17 protein-coding genes are annotated in these 14651 nt (G+C 69.3%); 3 read left to right on the top strand and 14 right to left on the bottom strand.

The window, feature by feature from the left end:
• Nucleotides 1-22 precede the first annotated feature (22 nt).
• Entirely contained in the window at nt 23-634 is a 612-nt protein-coding gene (locus tag ACOI2T_RS15530; RefSeq protein ID WP_085149861.1) for a DNA-3-methyladenine glycosylase, read from the bottom strand.
• A gap of 69 nt (nt 635-703) precedes the next feature.
• On the opposite strand from ACOI2T_RS15530, the gene ACOI2T_RS15525 reads away from it, so the two are divergent.
• Genes ACOI2T_RS15525 through ACOI2T_RS15515 form a run of 3 tightly spaced genes read left to right on the top strand, consistent with a single transcriptional unit; the run spans nt 704 to nt 2875 of the window.
• Nucleotides 704-1459 carry an ABC transporter ATP-binding protein gene (locus tag ACOI2T_RS15525; RefSeq protein WP_409501866.1) on the top strand — a complete coding sequence of 252 codons (756 nt, stop codon included), beginning with the start codon at nt 704-706 and terminating at the stop codon, nt 1457-1459.
• On the top strand, nt 1402-2229 hold the full coding sequence (locus ACOI2T_RS15520) for an ABC transporter permease (protein ID WP_084356799.1): 828 nt from the start codon (nt 1402-1404) through the stop codon (nt 2227-2229). Before ACOI2T_RS15525 ends, ACOI2T_RS15520 begins: the two co-directional genes overlap by 58 nt.
• Before the next feature lie 7 nt (nt 2230-2236).
• Nucleotides 2237-2875, top strand: coding sequence for a TetR/AcrR family transcriptional regulator (locus ACOI2T_RS15515; RefSeq protein WP_409501865.1), 639 nt, complete (start codon nt 2237-2239; stop codon nt 2873-2875).
• On the opposite strand, the gene ACOI2T_RS15510 is transcribed toward ACOI2T_RS15515, so the two are convergent.
• The 13 genes from ACOI2T_RS15510 to phnC all read right to left on the bottom strand — a co-directional run bounded on the left by ACOI2T_RS15510 (nt 2849) and on the right by phnC (nt 14650).
• On the bottom strand, nt 2849-3058 hold the full coding sequence (locus ACOI2T_RS15510) for a Trm112 family protein (RefSeq protein ID WP_409501864.1): 210 nt from the start codon (nt 3056-3058) through the stop codon (nt 2849-2851). The two genes, ACOI2T_RS15515 and ACOI2T_RS15510, sit on opposite strands and share 27 nt — an antisense overlap.
• A gap of 9 nt (nt 3059-3067) precedes the next feature.
• The gene (locus ACOI2T_RS15505; RefSeq protein ID WP_067852654.1) at nt 3068-3616 is read right to left on the bottom strand and encodes a hypothetical protein; all 549 of its coding nucleotides are present in this window, start codon (nt 3614-3616) and stop codon (nt 3068-3070) included.
• 32 nt (nt 3617-3648) lie between these two features.
• Nucleotides 3649-6651 carry an acyl-CoA synthetase gene (locus ACOI2T_RS15500; protein WP_067852657.1) on the bottom strand — a complete coding sequence of 1001 codons (3003 nt, stop codon included), beginning with the start codon at nt 6649-6651 and terminating at the stop codon, nt 3649-3651.
• Between the two features lie 112 nt (nt 6652-6763).
• Nucleotides 6764-7948, bottom strand: coding sequence for an alpha-D-ribose 1-methylphosphonate 5-triphosphate diphosphatase (locus ACOI2T_RS15495; RefSeq protein ID WP_421876935.1), 1185 nt, complete (start codon nt 7946-7948; stop codon nt 6764-6766).
• Nucleotides 7933-8592, bottom strand: a complete 660-nt coding sequence (locus ACOI2T_RS15490; RefSeq protein WP_409501862.1) for an ATP-binding cassette domain-containing protein — start codon at nt 8590-8592, stop codon at nt 7933-7935. Before ACOI2T_RS15490 ends, ACOI2T_RS15495 begins: the two co-directional genes overlap by 16 nt.
• Nucleotides 8589-9431, bottom strand: coding sequence for an ATP-binding cassette domain-containing protein (locus tag ACOI2T_RS15485; protein WP_409501861.1), 843 nt, complete (start codon nt 9429-9431; stop codon nt 8589-8591). The genes ACOI2T_RS15490 and ACOI2T_RS15485 overlap by 4 nt, the downstream gene beginning before the upstream one ends.
• The gene (locus ACOI2T_RS15480; protein ID WP_409501860.1) at nt 9428-10303 is read right to left on the bottom strand and encodes an alpha-D-ribose 1-methylphosphonate 5-phosphate C-P-lyase PhnJ; all 876 of its coding nucleotides are present in this window, start codon (nt 10301-10303) and stop codon (nt 9428-9430) included. The genes ACOI2T_RS15485 and ACOI2T_RS15480 overlap by 4 nt, the downstream gene beginning before the upstream one ends.
• Nucleotides 10300-11352 carry a carbon-phosphorus lyase complex subunit PhnI gene (locus ACOI2T_RS15475; protein WP_409501859.1) on the bottom strand — a complete coding sequence of 351 codons (1053 nt, stop codon included), beginning with the start codon at nt 11350-11352 and terminating at the stop codon, nt 10300-10302. Before ACOI2T_RS15475 ends, ACOI2T_RS15480 begins: the two co-directional genes overlap by 4 nt.
• On the bottom strand, nt 11304-11867 hold the full coding sequence (gene phnH, locus ACOI2T_RS15470; protein WP_409501858.1) for a phosphonate C-P lyase system protein PhnH: 564 nt from the start codon (nt 11865-11867) through the stop codon (nt 11304-11306). The genes ACOI2T_RS15475 and phnH overlap by 49 nt, the downstream gene beginning before the upstream one ends.
• Nucleotides 11864-12280, bottom strand: coding sequence for a phosphonate C-P lyase system protein PhnG (locus ACOI2T_RS15465; protein WP_409501857.1), 417 nt, complete (start codon nt 12278-12280; stop codon nt 11864-11866). Before ACOI2T_RS15465 ends, phnH begins: the two co-directional genes overlap by 4 nt.
• A complete protein-coding gene (locus ACOI2T_RS15460) occupies nt 12277-13011 on the bottom strand; it encodes a GntR family transcriptional regulator (RefSeq protein ID WP_409501856.1) in 735 nt (244 codons plus the stop codon). Before ACOI2T_RS15460 ends, ACOI2T_RS15465 begins: the two co-directional genes overlap by 4 nt.
• On the bottom strand, nt 13008-13853 hold the full coding sequence (gene phnE / locus ACOI2T_RS15455) for a phosphonate ABC transporter, permease protein PhnE (protein WP_409501855.1): 846 nt from the start codon (nt 13851-13853) through the stop codon (nt 13008-13010). Before phnE ends, ACOI2T_RS15460 begins: the two co-directional genes overlap by 4 nt.
• Nucleotides 13850-14650, bottom strand: a complete 801-nt coding sequence (gene phnC, locus ACOI2T_RS15450; RefSeq protein WP_409501854.1) for a phosphonate ABC transporter ATP-binding protein — start codon at nt 14648-14650, stop codon at nt 13850-13852. Before phnC ends, phnE begins: the two co-directional genes overlap by 4 nt.
• Between the last annotated feature and the right edge of the window lies 1 nt (nt 14651).

The following is a 14651-nucleotide window of genomic DNA, read 5'->3' as shown; positions in this document are numbered from 1 at the left end:
CGCATCGCCCCATCGCCAGAGATCAGTCACTACCCCCGGGCGCCGGCGCGCGCGGACTGCGCCGATAGGCCGAGACCTCGACGCGATCGGCCAGCCAGAACCGCCACCGGCGATCGGCCGCCTTGCTGACTCCGACCCGCGGGCCATCGACCACCTCGCACCCGGAGCCGAGCACGAGCCGCACCGGGCTGTCCGCGTCGAACAGGTCGATTCCGTTGTCGTCCATGGTGATTCCGAGGGCCGAACACAGATTGCCGGGCCCGCGCGCGAGCCCGGCCATGGGCACCAGCGGTCCGCGCCGCCCCTGGGCCACGTCGACCCCGGTGTCCACGGCGGCAGCCCGCAGGAGTACCGCACCGGCGACGCCGTCGTATCCGCAGACCACGTTCGCGCAAACGTGAATGCCGTGGCTGCGGTAGGTGTAGAGCCGTCCGGGCGCTCCGAACATCACCGCGTTTCTGCCACCGGGACCCCGATACGAATGCGATGCCGCGTCCGGCCATGGTCCGTCGGGCGGGCCGCCGTACGCCTCGACCTCGACGATCGTCGCCGTCACACCACGCCCGCTGAGCTGGGCACCTAACAGGCGACGCGCCGCCAGAAGCGGATCCCCCGCCAGCACCTCAGCACTCACCCGAGCGATTCTGCACTCCGCGGCCGACACCCATTGACACCGGTGGACAGCAGGCGGAGTATTCATCACATGATGACTTCATCGTTTGATGAATTCCGTACACCGGCCGCCGGACCGGCCATCGACATCACCGACCTGCAGGTGGTCCGAGGCGGTCGGCCCGCGGTCAGAGATGTCACGGTGCAGATCGCCCGCGGCACGATCACCGGCCTGCTCGGCCCGTCGGGCTGCGGCAAGACGACGCTCATGCGCTGCATCGTCGGCACCCAGATCGTCGCGGGCGGAACGGTGACCGTCCTGGGCCACCCGGCGGGATCGGCACCGCTGCGCCACCGCGTCGGATACGTCACCCAGAACCCGACGATCTACAACGATCTCCGCGTCGTCGACAACGTCCGCTACTTCGCGTCGCTGTACGGCACGTCAGCGGCGGCCGCCGACAACGCGATCCGGTCGGTGGGCCTGGAAGATCACCGAACCGCGTACTGCGCCAACCTTTCCGGCGGTCAGCGCACCCGCGCTTCACTGGCCTGCGCGCTGGTGGCCGAACCAGAACTGCTCGTCCTCGACGAGCCCACCGTCGGGCTCGACCCGGTCCTTCGCGTCGACCTGTGGGAACAGTTCCGCCGATTGTCCGAGCGTGGCTCGACCCTGCTGGTGTCGAGCCATGTCATGGACGAGGCCGACCACTGTGGCGATCTGCTGCTGATGCGTGAAGGCCGCCTGCTCGCCCACACCACACCCACCCGGCTACGAGAGGACACCTCATGCACGTCCCTGGAGGAAGCGTTTCTGACCGTCATCCGGCACAGCACCGCGGCCTGACCCGGCGCAGCCCGCTGAGCCCGCAGGCCTACCTGGCCACGACCGGGCGGATCCTGCGTCAGCTCGCCGCCGACCACCGCAGTGTCGCGATGATCCTGCTGGTGCCGAGTCTGATCATCACCCTGATGTACTTCATGTTCCAGAACGCGCCGCACCGCCCCGGCGGGCCGACGCCGTTCAACACCGCATGCCTGATCATGCTCGGGGTCTTCCCGCTCATCGTGATGTTCCTGATCACCTCGATAACCATGCAGCGCGAACGCGTTTCGGGAACCCTCGAACGCATTCTCACCACCCCGCTGCGGCGGTTCGACCTGCTCGCCGCATACGGGACGGCCTTTTCCATCGCCGCAGCCGCGCAAGCCAGCCTTGCGTGCGTCGTCGCGTTCTGGTTCCTCGGATTCCATACCGAGGGCAGCCCCATCCTGGTGTTCTTCATCGCGATCATCAACGCCGTGCTCGGCGTCGGGCTCGGCCTGCTGTGCAGCGCGTTCGCCCGCACCGAGTTCCAGGCCGTGCAGTTCATGCCGCTCGTGATCGCACCGCAACTGCTGTTGTGCGGGATCATCGTCCCGCGTGCCGCCATGCCGGAGTGGCTCCAGTGGATCAGCAACGTGCTGCCCGCCAGCTACGCGCTCGAAGCACTGCAGGAAGTCGGCGCTTATTCTGAGCCGACTGCCACCGCGGTGCGCGACATCGCCGTGGTGGTCGGCTTCGCGGTGCTGGCCCTGTGCCTGGCCGCGGCGACGCTACGACGACGGACCCCATAGGACATCCTTGACGACCACGAACTCCGCTGCCGGGCAGGAACGCAAACGCCCCGGCCGCCCACCCGGCACCTCCGACACGAGGGAGAGAATTCTCGCGACGGCGCGAGAACTGTTCGCGCGCAACGGAATCGACAAGACCTCGATCCGGGCGATCGCGGCAGGCGCCGGCGTCGATCCGGCCCTGGTGCATCACTACTTCGGTACGAAGACCCAGTTGTTCGCGGCCGCCATCCACATCCCCATCGACCCGATGGCCGTGATCGGGCCGTTGCGGGAAACCCCGGTAGACCACATCGGCCACACGCTGCCGTCAATCCTGTTGCCGCTGTGGGATTCCGAGATGGGTAAGGGTTTCATCGCCACGCTGCGCTCGATCCTCGCCGGCAACGATGTGTCGCTCGTCCGGTCGTTCCTGCAGGAGGTCATCGTCGCCGAGGTCGGCTCGCGCGTCGACAACCCGGTGGGCAGCGGACGAATTCGCGTGCAGTTCGTCGCGTCCCAGCTCGTGGGCGTCGTGATGGCGCGATACATCCTCGAACTCGAACCGTTCAAGTCGTTGCCGGTCGAGCAGATCGCCGAGACGATCGCGCCGAACCTGCAGCGCTACCTCACCGGTGACCTACCGGGACTGGGCGAGCTCCAGTAGCTTCTCGTGTTCGGCGTCGTCGTCGATCGCTATCGCCTCGTCGACCAACAGCACCGGGATGCCGTCCTCGATGCGATAGGCGCGCCGCAGCCGTGGGTTGTACAGGCGGTCCTCGCCGGCAAGGAGCAACGGCCCGCGATCCTGCGGGCAGACCAGGATGCTCAGCAGCTTGTCGTCGACCACGAGGCGACGCTAGCCGATGGGCTGCTGGACGCCACCACCGGTCGGTCCGATGAACACGCCGGTGTTGTCCGGGTTCGTCGGATCGGGGGCCATCCCCGGGGGCAGCTGATTGATACCGGCCGTGAAGCCACCGGGAGTGACCGCGCCGGCAGCCTGCGCCTGCAGCTTGCGCTGGAAGGAGACCGTGCTCTTGAGAGCGTCGACCAGCGGGGTCTGGTTCGGCCGCTTGTCGAGCGCCTCCGAGAGCGCCCGTCCGTTGGCGTTCGAGGGCTTGAAGCCCTGCGCGCGCAGCACCAGAACCTCGTGGATCAACTGGGAGATCTGACCGCCACCCGCGCCGGTGTCGTAATCGGCCGCGATGATCGCGAGCGCTTCGTCCGTCGACATCTTGGGCGCCGGCGGCTCATCGGCCCCCGTGGTCGGCACCGCGAACGCGGTGGGCGCGGCCGCGCCCACGAGCAGACCGACGGCCAGCGCGCTGCCCGCCACCGCTCCAGCGACTACACGACGCCACCCGTAGCGGTTGCCGCCCGTGTGCACCTCAGATCGCGATGTCATCAATCCTCCAGTCAGTTGCCGCCAGCCGGAGCCTAACAGTGCTCCTGCCCGAGCGCCGGGTCGTGCTCCTCATGGTCTCCGGCCAACTCGGCGCGGACGGCCGCGGTCAGTTTCTTGTACGTACCCGTATCGGTGTCGAGGTACCAGGAGTTACGCCGCGCCGGTTTCGGGACGCCCGCGTCCTGCAGCGGGCTCACGAGCGGGCGGTACGAGGCACCGAGTTCCATGTCGGCGACGACGTGGACGACGTCGGGCGGGTTGCCCACGGGAAGCTCGGCGAGCGAATGCGACAGATCGGCAGTTGGCACACTGCCGCCGGGGCGCAGCGCCAGCGCCGTCACCGCGATCTGCCTGCCGCCGGCTTCCACCCCATAGGTGACCGACATGTCGACCGCGTCGAGCCGGCCGACCGCGTCGTTGACCGTGGTGGCGTACACCGGGCCGCGTTCGGTGTGGATCACCGCACTGCGGTTGTCGACCAGCCAGTAGTCGCCGTCCTCGTCGCGGCGGAACAGGAACTCCGTCGACACCCAGGTGTCGGCGGGCGCGAACACGCCGCGCTTGACGACCGCGGTGGGATCCACCGGGCCACGCGGGTGAGCCAACAGCACGCCGACCTCATTGGCCTCGGCCCGTCGGACGAAGCCTTGTTCGTCCTCCAGGATCAGATCGTCGTCCGGGTCGTACGCGGCCAGTTCCACCTGGCCGCCGCCGGGCAGCGGGCGGCCCTTGCTGCCGATCTTGGCGCCCGCCACATTGGCCAGCACGGCCTGTCCGTCGGTGGTGGCGAAGAACTCGACCACCTGAGCGGGCTCGAACACGTCGACGACACGCTTCCACAGGCCCGCGGGCATACCCGACCCGATGAACAGCCGCACCGGATGATTGCCGGTCAACGAGAACGACGGATCGTCGATGACCTCGCGCAGCATCGCCCACGTGTAGGACACCACGGTCACGCCGTACTGCCGGATCTCCTGCAGGAACCGGTCCGGCTGCAAGCCTCGCGACAGCGCGATGCGCGAACCGCCGACCACCGCGCCGCCCAGGCTGACCAGCAGACCGGACTGATGATGCAACGGGGTGAGGCAGTACACCGTGTCGCCGCGGCCGAGATTGGCAGCCGAGGCCGTACCGAACGCCGACAGCGCCCAGCGATAGTTGGTGATCTGCCGGGGAACGAGCTCACCGCCGATCGCGCTGAACGCCACGAACGCGAGGTCGCGCGCCAGGGCCGGGTTGGGCCGGTACCAGCCGGGCAGTTCGACCACGTCGGGGTCGATCTGCTCCATGTCGATGACATCGGCGTGCTCGGGCAAATCGAGGTTGCGGTTCTCACCGCCGCCCAACACCAGCACACGCACGTCCAGCGCCCCGGCAGCGTCGAGATGTCCTGGGTCGGCGATGATTTCGGACACTCCGCCGAGGCGGACGGCTTCGGCGAGGTCGACGTCGGGCGGGATCAGCACCGCCACGGCACCCAGCCGCGACAACGCGGCGATCGCCACCAGCGCGCTGGGCCGGGTCTCCATCAGCACGCCGACGTGCGCGCCCTGGCGCACGCCCACATCGATGAGGCCGCGGACGACGTTGTTGATGCGGCGGTCCACCGCCTCGTAGGTGTGCACACGCCCGTCGAACAGCAGCGCCTCCCCCTTGGGTGCGCTGCGTGCCTGCTCGGACATGATGCGGCCCAAGGAGATTCGGGTGTGATCGTTGACCTGGCCGAGACGGGTCAGTCGGGGCAGCGTGCGGGCGGTCTCGATGACCAGTGTGCGGGCCGACTTGTTGGCCGCCACCAACGCCTCGGCCGCCGAGCGGGCGACGCCGAAGGCCATCTCGGTCGCGGCGGTGGCCCCGTGGGTCACGCGCGTGCTGAACGAGACGCCGCCCTCGGGATGGTCGGCCGGCTGCGCCGCCATCGGTGCGACGCCCTCGGGCATGTCGGCGCTGCCCTCGAGCCACTTCACCCACTGCGCCACCGTCGGCCACGTCTGGCTCGACGCCTTCGAACCGACGACCAGCCCGAAATGGCCTGCCCTGATGAGATATTCGTACACGTCGGCCTGCGGCGCGGCCCGTTTGATGCCGCGCACGGCGGCGGGTTGGCCGATATCGTCGACCTCCCCGACGAATGCGAGTACGGGGCAGTCGATGTCGGACAGGGTCACCAGATCTCCGTGGATGGAGAAGCCCCCGGTCATCATCCGGTTGTGCGAGATGAACTGCTTGAGCAGTTCGGAGATGGCCGGACCCGACCACGCGATCCAGCCTTCCGAGGCCAGGAACCGGCGCTGCTGTTCGCGCGGCAGCAGTGCCTCGCGGTCGTGGAGTTGGCGCAGGAACTCGAGGCGCGATTGCGCGGTCTTGATGGGGTCGAGCATCTGGAAACCCGTGCGGGCGAGCCAGCCGGGAATGTCGATGCGGCTGAAGACGTGATCGGCCATGAAGTCGGCGGCACCGGCCGCGACGCCGGCAGGCAGGTTCATCGGCAGTGCGGCGAGCGTGTCCACGGGTGCGCCGAACGCGATGATGCTGGCGAGATCCTTCGACCGTCGGTAGGCGGCGGCCTGATAGGCGAACATGCCGCCCTGCGAGTACCCGGCGAGATGGACATCGCGCCCGGTGACCTGCTTGACGGTGTCGATGGCTTCCGACAGGGCCACCACGTGGTCGGCCAGGTTCCGCCGCATGCCGCCTTCGACCTTGTCGGGCGAACCGAAGTCGATGACCCACGGGTCGACGCCCGCGGCATGCAGGATGCCGACCGCGCCGTCGTCGCGCGTGACGTCCCACATGTCGGCCGCCATCATCATCGGGTGGACCATCAGCACCGGCGGGCCGGGATTCTGCGCGCCCGGCCGCGCATCGGGCGGGAAGTACCGGCGCAGCCGGTACATGGGCACGCTCTGGATGATCTGGAACGGTGACGGCACCGCACCCGTTTCCAGACCGCCGTAGCGCAAAACCTCCAACCCGTTCTGCGCAGTCGCCAGCAACCGCTCAACCGGCTTGGTCACTGCCGAGAAATCCACCAAAGCCTGCTCCCCTGCTCATGCCCCTCGTGGTGGCGCACCAATCCCCCGATTGACGTGGTCATGATGGCACAAGGCCGACCGGTGCCTGCAGGTTATGACCCTCCGGTGCTCAGACGGCGGCCGCGGCGAAGGTCGATCCGAGTGACTGACGCCCGAATACCTGCTGCCCAGCACGCCACAACGCCATGCCGACCTGGCTCCGCGCGGTGTCGGAACCGATCCGCCGCAGTGAAGCGGTCAGCGGTTGGCCGACCTCGATGACGGCATGGGGCAATCCCAACACGCCCGCCGGATTGACCGACACCAGATCCATGGCGGTGGACAACGGCGCGGCCCCGCCCGACGCGAGGGCAAGTGGTGCCGCGAGCAACGAGGACGGCAGGTAGTCCGAACACAACACGTCACACACGCCTGCCGCCACCGCGTCGGAGGCCAGCACGTTGCCGGTCGAGGTGGACCGGCCACGGATTGCGTTGGGGGCGCCCAGCACGACGTTCATGCCGAGATCCGCGGCGTGTCGGGCAGCTTCGATAGTCAGCGGGAACTCGGCAACCCGGGCACCGACCTCGAACGCCTCGTCGATGTGCTCGGGTGTGCGGTCGTCGTGGCTCGCGAGCGCGATGTTGCGGGAAACCGCGAGCGCCGCAACCTCTTTGCGGCGCTCCGCGATCTGGCTCAGCCGTCCCGCATCGACCGTGAAGACCGCTTCGACCTCGGCCTCGCTCACGCCCCAATCCTGGGCGTAGAAGGCGCGCGTCTCGGCCAGGGTCGCGAAACGGCTGCGCTGCGCCGAGGTTTCAATCAGCGAGATCAGCGCGACCCGGCTCGATGCGCTCAGCACCGCGGTGAGCGCCTCGAGCGACCGATCGTCGGTGAGCTCGACCCTGGCGTGGATGCGCCAGTCGCAGGCCAGGTGAGGCGCGAGTTCCTCGACGACGGCGGCGAGCACCGCGGCGTCGGCGATCTCGATGCCCTTGCGGGGCGGGTCCTCACACCGGGCCGCGACGCAGACCGTGCCGATCCCGGCTGCCGCGCACTCGGCGTCCAAGACGCTGATGACGGCCTCGTGGTCGAGCGAGACGGTGGCGCGCGGCCTGCGCCGCTGAACGAGGTTGTCCAGATGCAGATCTACCCCGGCCGGCACGAGGTACAGGTCCCCTGCCCCGTTCGCACCGGCCGCCTCCGAGATCTCGGTGACGCGGCCGTCCGCGTCGAGTACGACTGCCGCGCTGGGGATGATCGGCCGGCCCCCGCCGGGTACCAGCGTCACACCCTCGATCACCGTTTGCGCCATTCGATCCGTCCTCTCCGTAGTTCTCCGGTTGCGGTGGCGAGCGACGCCAACGCGCTGTCAGGTGCCGCGGTCGCCAGCACCGCGGCGCCGCCCTCGATCGCCCGTTGCACCCAGACAGCCACGCTCGCCGGATCGGCGGCCGCTTCCGGCTCGTCGAGAAGAACGAAAGGGCGCGCGGCGATGAGCGCTGCGGCGAGTGCGACGGTGTGCCGTTCGGCCGGCCTGAGCCGGCCGACGGGTGTGGGCGCGAGCCGCTGGGCGCGCAGCCGCGTGAGCGCCCCCAGTGCGGACGTGTGATCGCAGCGCGCGGCGCGGGCGACGGCGTCGGCGGCAGGCAACCGCGGGGCGGCGGCCAGCGGGCCGTTGAACGAGGCGATGTGGCGACCGCGCAGCCATGCCACGGTCCGTGGGTCGGCGCCGATCAGCTCGATCTCGTCGGCGCCGCCCAACCGGAACGTCACACTCCCCGCATCCGGCCGGTACACGCCCGTCAGGCATCGGACCAGCGTCGACTTACCGGCATCCGGGCCGCCGGTGATCACCGTCAAGTTTCCGGCGGGCACCGTCATCTGCACGGGACCGAGTCCGGTGTCGTTGCCGAAGCGCTTCGTCAGCCCGCTGACGACGATTGCGCCGCTTGTCATATCAACCTCGAGGACACGAGCAGTTGCGTGTAGGGGTGGCGCGGATCTTCGAGCACCTGTTCGGCGATGCCGTGCTCCACGATGCGGCCGTGATGGAGAACTACGACGCGCGAGGCCAGAATCCGCACCGCAGCGAGGTCGTGGGACACGACGATCGTGGCCGACGAGAGGTTCTCGGTCACTCGGCCGACCACTTCGAGCAGATCGGCCTGCACCGACGGATCGAGCCCCGTGGTGGGCTCGTCCAGTAACAGCACCTGCGGCGGGTCGACGAGTGCGCGAGCGAGCTGCACCCGCTGTTGCATGCCGCCGGAGAACGTCATGAGCGCGTCGGTATGGCGTTCGGACCGCAGCCCGAGTTCCCCGAGCAACTCCGCGACCCGCGCGTGGATATCCGCGAATTGTCGTGCACCAGAACCCAACAGCCGTTCTGCGACGTTGGATTCCGCGGCCAGCCGCGGGTACAGGCCTGCGGCGAGAGCGTTCTGGTGGACCATCAGCACCGCCGGCCGCTCGATCGGGTGCTCGCCGACCAGGATCGAACCGTGCTCGGGGACGAGATCGAGGTGCAGACACCGCAAGAGCGTGGTCTTGCCGGAGCCGGATTCGCCGACGATGCCGAGAACCTCATCGGGCCCGACGTCGAACGACGCATCATGCACGGCGATGACCGATCCGCATGCCGAGCAGCGGTTGGTGCCCGCGGCCTCACCGGTCGAATCGACGCACCGGTCACAGCCCGGCCCAAAGCGGTGCGACAGCCCGCGAACCGACAGCACCGGGGCCGGCGGTACGAGTACCCGCTCACTGTCCCATTGGGCGATCGCCCTGGCGGTCATCGGCTTTCACCGTTCGAGCGGACCCGGCACGCGTCCACATCGCTGCACTGCCACACCAGCGCGGTGTCCGCCCCACCCGTGGGTACCCGATACGACGTGGTGCTGCCGCACCGGCAGCAGGGCCCGTCGGCACGTTCGGGCTCGAGCGGGCAGTCGTCGAACGCCAACGGGCGCACCGAGGTATACGGCGGCAATGCGGTCAGGCGCGCCCGGCGTCCGGCGCCCAGCAGGATGGGGTACGGGCGCTGGTCGAGCCGGAGTACGTCGTGGCGCGGTATCGGGCTCGGGCTCATCAGCCGTGAATCTCCAATCAGCACCGGATGATCGGCGCCGGTTCGTGGCCCGCCCAGCCTGGCCTGGTCGTCGTACAGGTCGAGCCAGGCCGGCGTGTAGTCGCCGTCGGCGTGGTGTTGCTTGGCGGTGAGTTCATCGGGCACCACCCGCCGCAGCGGTTCGGGGTGCGGCACCTGCAGAACGAGCACCTGGTCGCCGCGCAGCTCGACCTCGGGGATGCGGTGACGGCTCTGGACGATCGTGGCCTGCGCCGTGTCGGTCGTGGCCTCGCAGGATGCCGAGCCGGCGATGAGGCTGCGCATCGCCGCGGCATTGACCGAATGGTCGTCGCCCTGATCGATCACCTTGACCACGTCGGTGGGGCCGACCAGCGACAGTGTCACCTGCAGGCCGCCGCTGCCCCAGCCGCGGGCCACCGGCATCTCGCGCGACGCGAAGGGCACCTGCCAGCCCGGAATGGCCAGAGCTTTCAGAATCGCGCGCCGCACATTGCGTTTGGTGTCTTCGTCGAGGTAGGCGTAGGCCTGCGGCCTGCCGTGCGCGGCGGCCAGTTCAGCCACCGTCTGCGGGCGGTTCATCGGGTCTCCTTGGCGGCGGCCTGGGACAGGTACGCGGTGAACCCCGCGTAATGCGGCAGCCGCAGATGTTCGACGAACCCGGCCGTGGCCGATCCGTCGGTGGCGGCGAGCACGGTCTGCTCGTCGAGGGTCAACTGCTCGCGCAGCTCCTTGTCCGCTTGCATGACGGCGTCGAGCAGAGCCAACGAGATCGCGCGCCGCTCAACGGTTCCCAACGTGGCACCCCATCCCATCGCCAGGCCGGGCCGCCCGTCGACGTCGGCGTCGAGGACGACCTCGACTTCGGTGATCGGGACCTCGGCGACCAGGCATCCGATACCGGTGCGCGGGTGCGGCATCCGGATACCGGCCGCCCCGACCGTGAGTTCGACGAGAACGGCTTCCTGGCGCCTGCCGAGGACTATCGCCGCCATCGCCACCAGTGCCCCGGTCTCGCCGCGCGACAGCATCGACAGCAGCGCCGCCCGCGTATACGGCGGAACCAGCACGCTCGCAGCGGGATCGGGACTGTGTCCGTCCTCGGCAGGCGTGACCATCGTGACACCGCCGATCAGATCGCGAACCCGTGGCGTCGACCGGCGATCCGGTGCGTCCCCGGCGCAAGGCTCCGCTTCGGGTGAATCAGGGGTGACAGGCACGGATTCGGACCAGCTGAGCTGCCGCGGCAGCAGATCCGGCGCGAAGCCGAGCCATTGCCCGCCGGGCACCTGAGGGTACGCCGAGGACACCCGCCGAACCAGCGCGACGTCAGCCGTGTCGACCGTGCCCGAATCGGCATGCGGCTGAGTGGCTGCCCACACGCGCAGCATCGACACCGCGTGCGCGGTGTCGCCCCGCGATTGGTTCAGCGCGCGCAGCGCGACGGCCGGTTCCCACAGGCCGGCCTCGGCGCACACCTGCTCGGCCAGGACCGACAGGTTGATACTCGATTGCGGCTGCGGCGCCGACGCGATGGCGCGGGCGGCTTCGAGCGCCGGATTTTCGTGCATGCTGGCATACATCAGGCCGCCGCCTTCAGAGAGACGCTGCGCGGCAGGGCGATCAGACATTCGCCGTCGACCATCAACACGTCGACGCCGCAGGGCGGCGCGGCGTTCGCGGCGGCCAACGCGTGGACGGCCACGGTGTCGAGCGCGACGTGTGCGGTCGTCGTCCCGGCGATGCCGGGCCCGGTCAAGCCCACCGGGGCCGGCGCACCCGTCGCCGCGATCACCAGCGTCGCACCGTTTTCCGGCGTCAGGCGGCTGCCGCGGCGGGCCCGCGATATCGCGTCGGCGGCGGGGCCGTGCACCAGCACCCAGTCGGAATCCTCGATGTGGCCCTGCGCCGCACCGCACGTGCCCGCCACCGTCGCCGTGATGCCGTGCGCGGCCTCGCCGCCCGCGACGCCGAGTGCGAGCCCGCGATCGAGGAGGGCCAGCAGAACCGCTGCGGCAGCGTCGAGTTCGGCGACGGGGGTGATTCTCGGCCGGCTCGGCAACTCGAACGGTGTGCCGGGTGCACACATCGCACGCATGCACGCCAGAAAGACCGACCGGCTGTCGTGCACCGGATCCCACGTCATGAGTTGTCCAGCCCGGTGGCGGCTACCAACCTGGCACGGTCGGCTGCCCGCGCCGCGCGATCGCGTTCGGCGGCCGCGCACAACTGCTCCACCCGGCCGGCCAGCGGCCCACGTCGCTGCGATTCGGCGTCGCACACCGCCGCCGCGACCGCGCCGGTCAGGTCATGGCCGGCGCGGATCCCGTCGCCGCGCGTGCCGCCCAGCTCGACCGTGCACCGGGTGAGGGCGACATGGCCGAGGACGACGGTGGTCTCGGCACAGCCGGGCACCGCGACGCGCACGGGCGTGCTGATCGATTCCGGGCCCGCCGTCACCGAAATGTCGGCTCCGGTGGCCAGTATGGCGTCGGCAAGCTCCTCGAGCTCGGCGGCATCGGCGCCCGCGAGGGCCGCATAGCGTTGTTCGGCCGTCACAGCAGATCCACCGTGAACTGCACCCGCTCGCCGCGGAATCGGTGTTCCACGACCGCGACCGGGACACCGTCCTGATCGACGTTCAACCCGCGCATCTCCAGCAGGGGCGCGCCTACGCGCACCTGAAGCTGTTCGGCTTCAAAGGGTTCGGCGAGACCGGCCGCGAACGTCCGGTACGCGCGTTGCATCCGCACGCCGTGACGTTCCAGCAGGAAGTCGAACAGCGAGGTGTCACCGGCCCACTGCGCCACCAGGTCCGGGAACCGGTCGGTGTGGATCGAGGTCACCGAGACCGACCACGGCTCGTCGTCGACGAGCCGCAATGTGCGGCACACGAGCACGCCGCCGGTCGTGTCGAGCTCGGCCTGCAATTCCGGTGTCTGCACGATGTCGGCCGACAGCAGCCGGATGCTCACCCGGTGTCCGAGCTCGCGCATGCTGCGGGTGAAGCTCGCGTCACGACCCGCCGAGACGTCGTACCGGACCCGCGGCGCGGCGACGAACGACCCCTTGCCGTGGACGGTTTCGATCAGGCCGCGCTGGCTGAGTTCCTCGAGCGCACGCCGCACCGTGAGGCGATTGACGTCGAACTCGCGGGACAGCTCCGCCTCGCTCGGGAGCCGGTCACCCGGGCGAGCGTCCTCGGCCAACCGGGCTTCGAGGAGATCGCTGAGCTGACGGTAGATCGGCCGATCGGCGTAGCGGTTGATCATCTCCAGATCGTGACTCATCTTCCCCACCTCTCCCCCGAGACTTTCCCGAGAACACGCCGACGGATTGCCGCCGAGATCCGTTCGAACACCACGACGACACCGAGAATCGCCAGGATGATGGTCAGGGCCTCGTCGTAGCGCAGCAGCGTCATCGACGTCGCGAGTTCGATGCCGATCCCACCGGCACCGACCAGACCGAGCACCACCGACGACCGGGCCGATGATTCGAGCGCGAACATCGACGTGGTGACGAACGACGGCAGGCATGCCGGGATCACCCCGCCGAGCAGGACCCCGACGTGTGACGCCCCCAGCGCGCGCAGTCCCTCGATGCGCCCGGGGTCGATGTCCTCGATGCTCTCGGCGAAGAACCGGCCGCAGAAGCCCATCACGTCGACCGCGATCGCCAGCACGCCCGCCTCGGGTCCGAGACCGACTGCGATCACAAAGATCAGGCCCCATACGAGATCGGGAATCGTCCGGCTCACCGTGATGACGCCGCGGCTGGCCGCGTACAGCGACCAGTGCGGTGTGGTGTTGCGGGCCGCCAGCACGGCGAGCGGCAGACTCAGCACAACCCCGATGAGCGTTCCCAGCAGCGCCATCTCGACGGTGACCAGCAGGGCCTTGAGGATCGGGCCGATGCGATGGACGTCGGGTGGGACCGCGTCCTGCGCGAACTCGCCGAGTCGGAACATCCCGGTCAGCAGGGAGTCCGGGCGCACGGCGGCACCCTGGGTCCAACCGTGCACCAGCAGTCCGCCGACGACCAGCACGATGACGAGCGTCAGCAAGCTGGGCCTGCGCACCCGCGGCGGCTGCGTCGGTGGATTCGATGTCCGGGTCGCGGTGGACGTCACGAAACCGCCTCGGCGAATACCGGATTCAGTTGCGCGGCGTCGCATTCTGCTGCGGGACGGTCGAACTCCACGACGCCGTTGCGTAGCCCGACCACCCGGTCGGCGTAGCGCAGGGCCAAATCGATCTGATGCAGCGCCATGATGACGGTCACGTCGCGCTCGGCGGCGATCGAGCGCATCAATTCCATGACCGCTTGTGCCGACGCCGGATCGAGGCTCGCCACCGGTTCGTCGGCGAGGATGAGGCTGGGCCGCTGCATGAGCATGCGGGCGATGGCCACGCGCTGCTGCTGGCCGCCGGAGAGGGTGTCGACCCGGCGATCCGCGAAGGCACTCAGCCCAACGCGCTCAAGCGAACTCATCGCGTCGGCCCGGACCTCGCGGGGACTCGTCAGCGGCCAGGCACACCGCGTACCACGGTGTCCCATCGCACCGTGGACGACGTTGTGGAAGGCGCTGAGCCGCGGGATCAGATGGAACCGTTGGAACACGAAACCGACGTCGCGCCGGACCGCGCGTAGCCTGCCCCGCGACAGCGCTGTCACGTCGGTGCCGTGGATGACGACGGCTCCCTGCGTCGGTTCGATGAGGCGCACCAGGCACCGCAACAGGGTGGACTTGCCCGCGCCGTTGGTGCCGATCAATGCGATCGTCTGCCCCGGTGGGACTTTGAGGTCCACGCCGCGCAGGGCCTCGGCTCCGCCGCGCCCGTAGCGGACCCTGAGGTTGGCCACTTCGAGTGCCGTGGCGCTGGCGGTCACGGCGTGGGTGTCGGATAGTGCGGTGCCTGCGCCCATG

The sequence above is a fragment of the Mycolicibacterium wolinskyi str. Jessa 2025 genome (assembly GCF_049241375.1).
GTDB lineage: Bacteria > Actinomycetota > Actinomycetes > Mycobacteriales > Mycobacteriaceae > Mycobacterium > Mycobacterium wolinskyi.
Note: the sequence above shows the minus strand (reverse complement) of the source record. Positions and strands in the feature narration are given on the sequence as shown.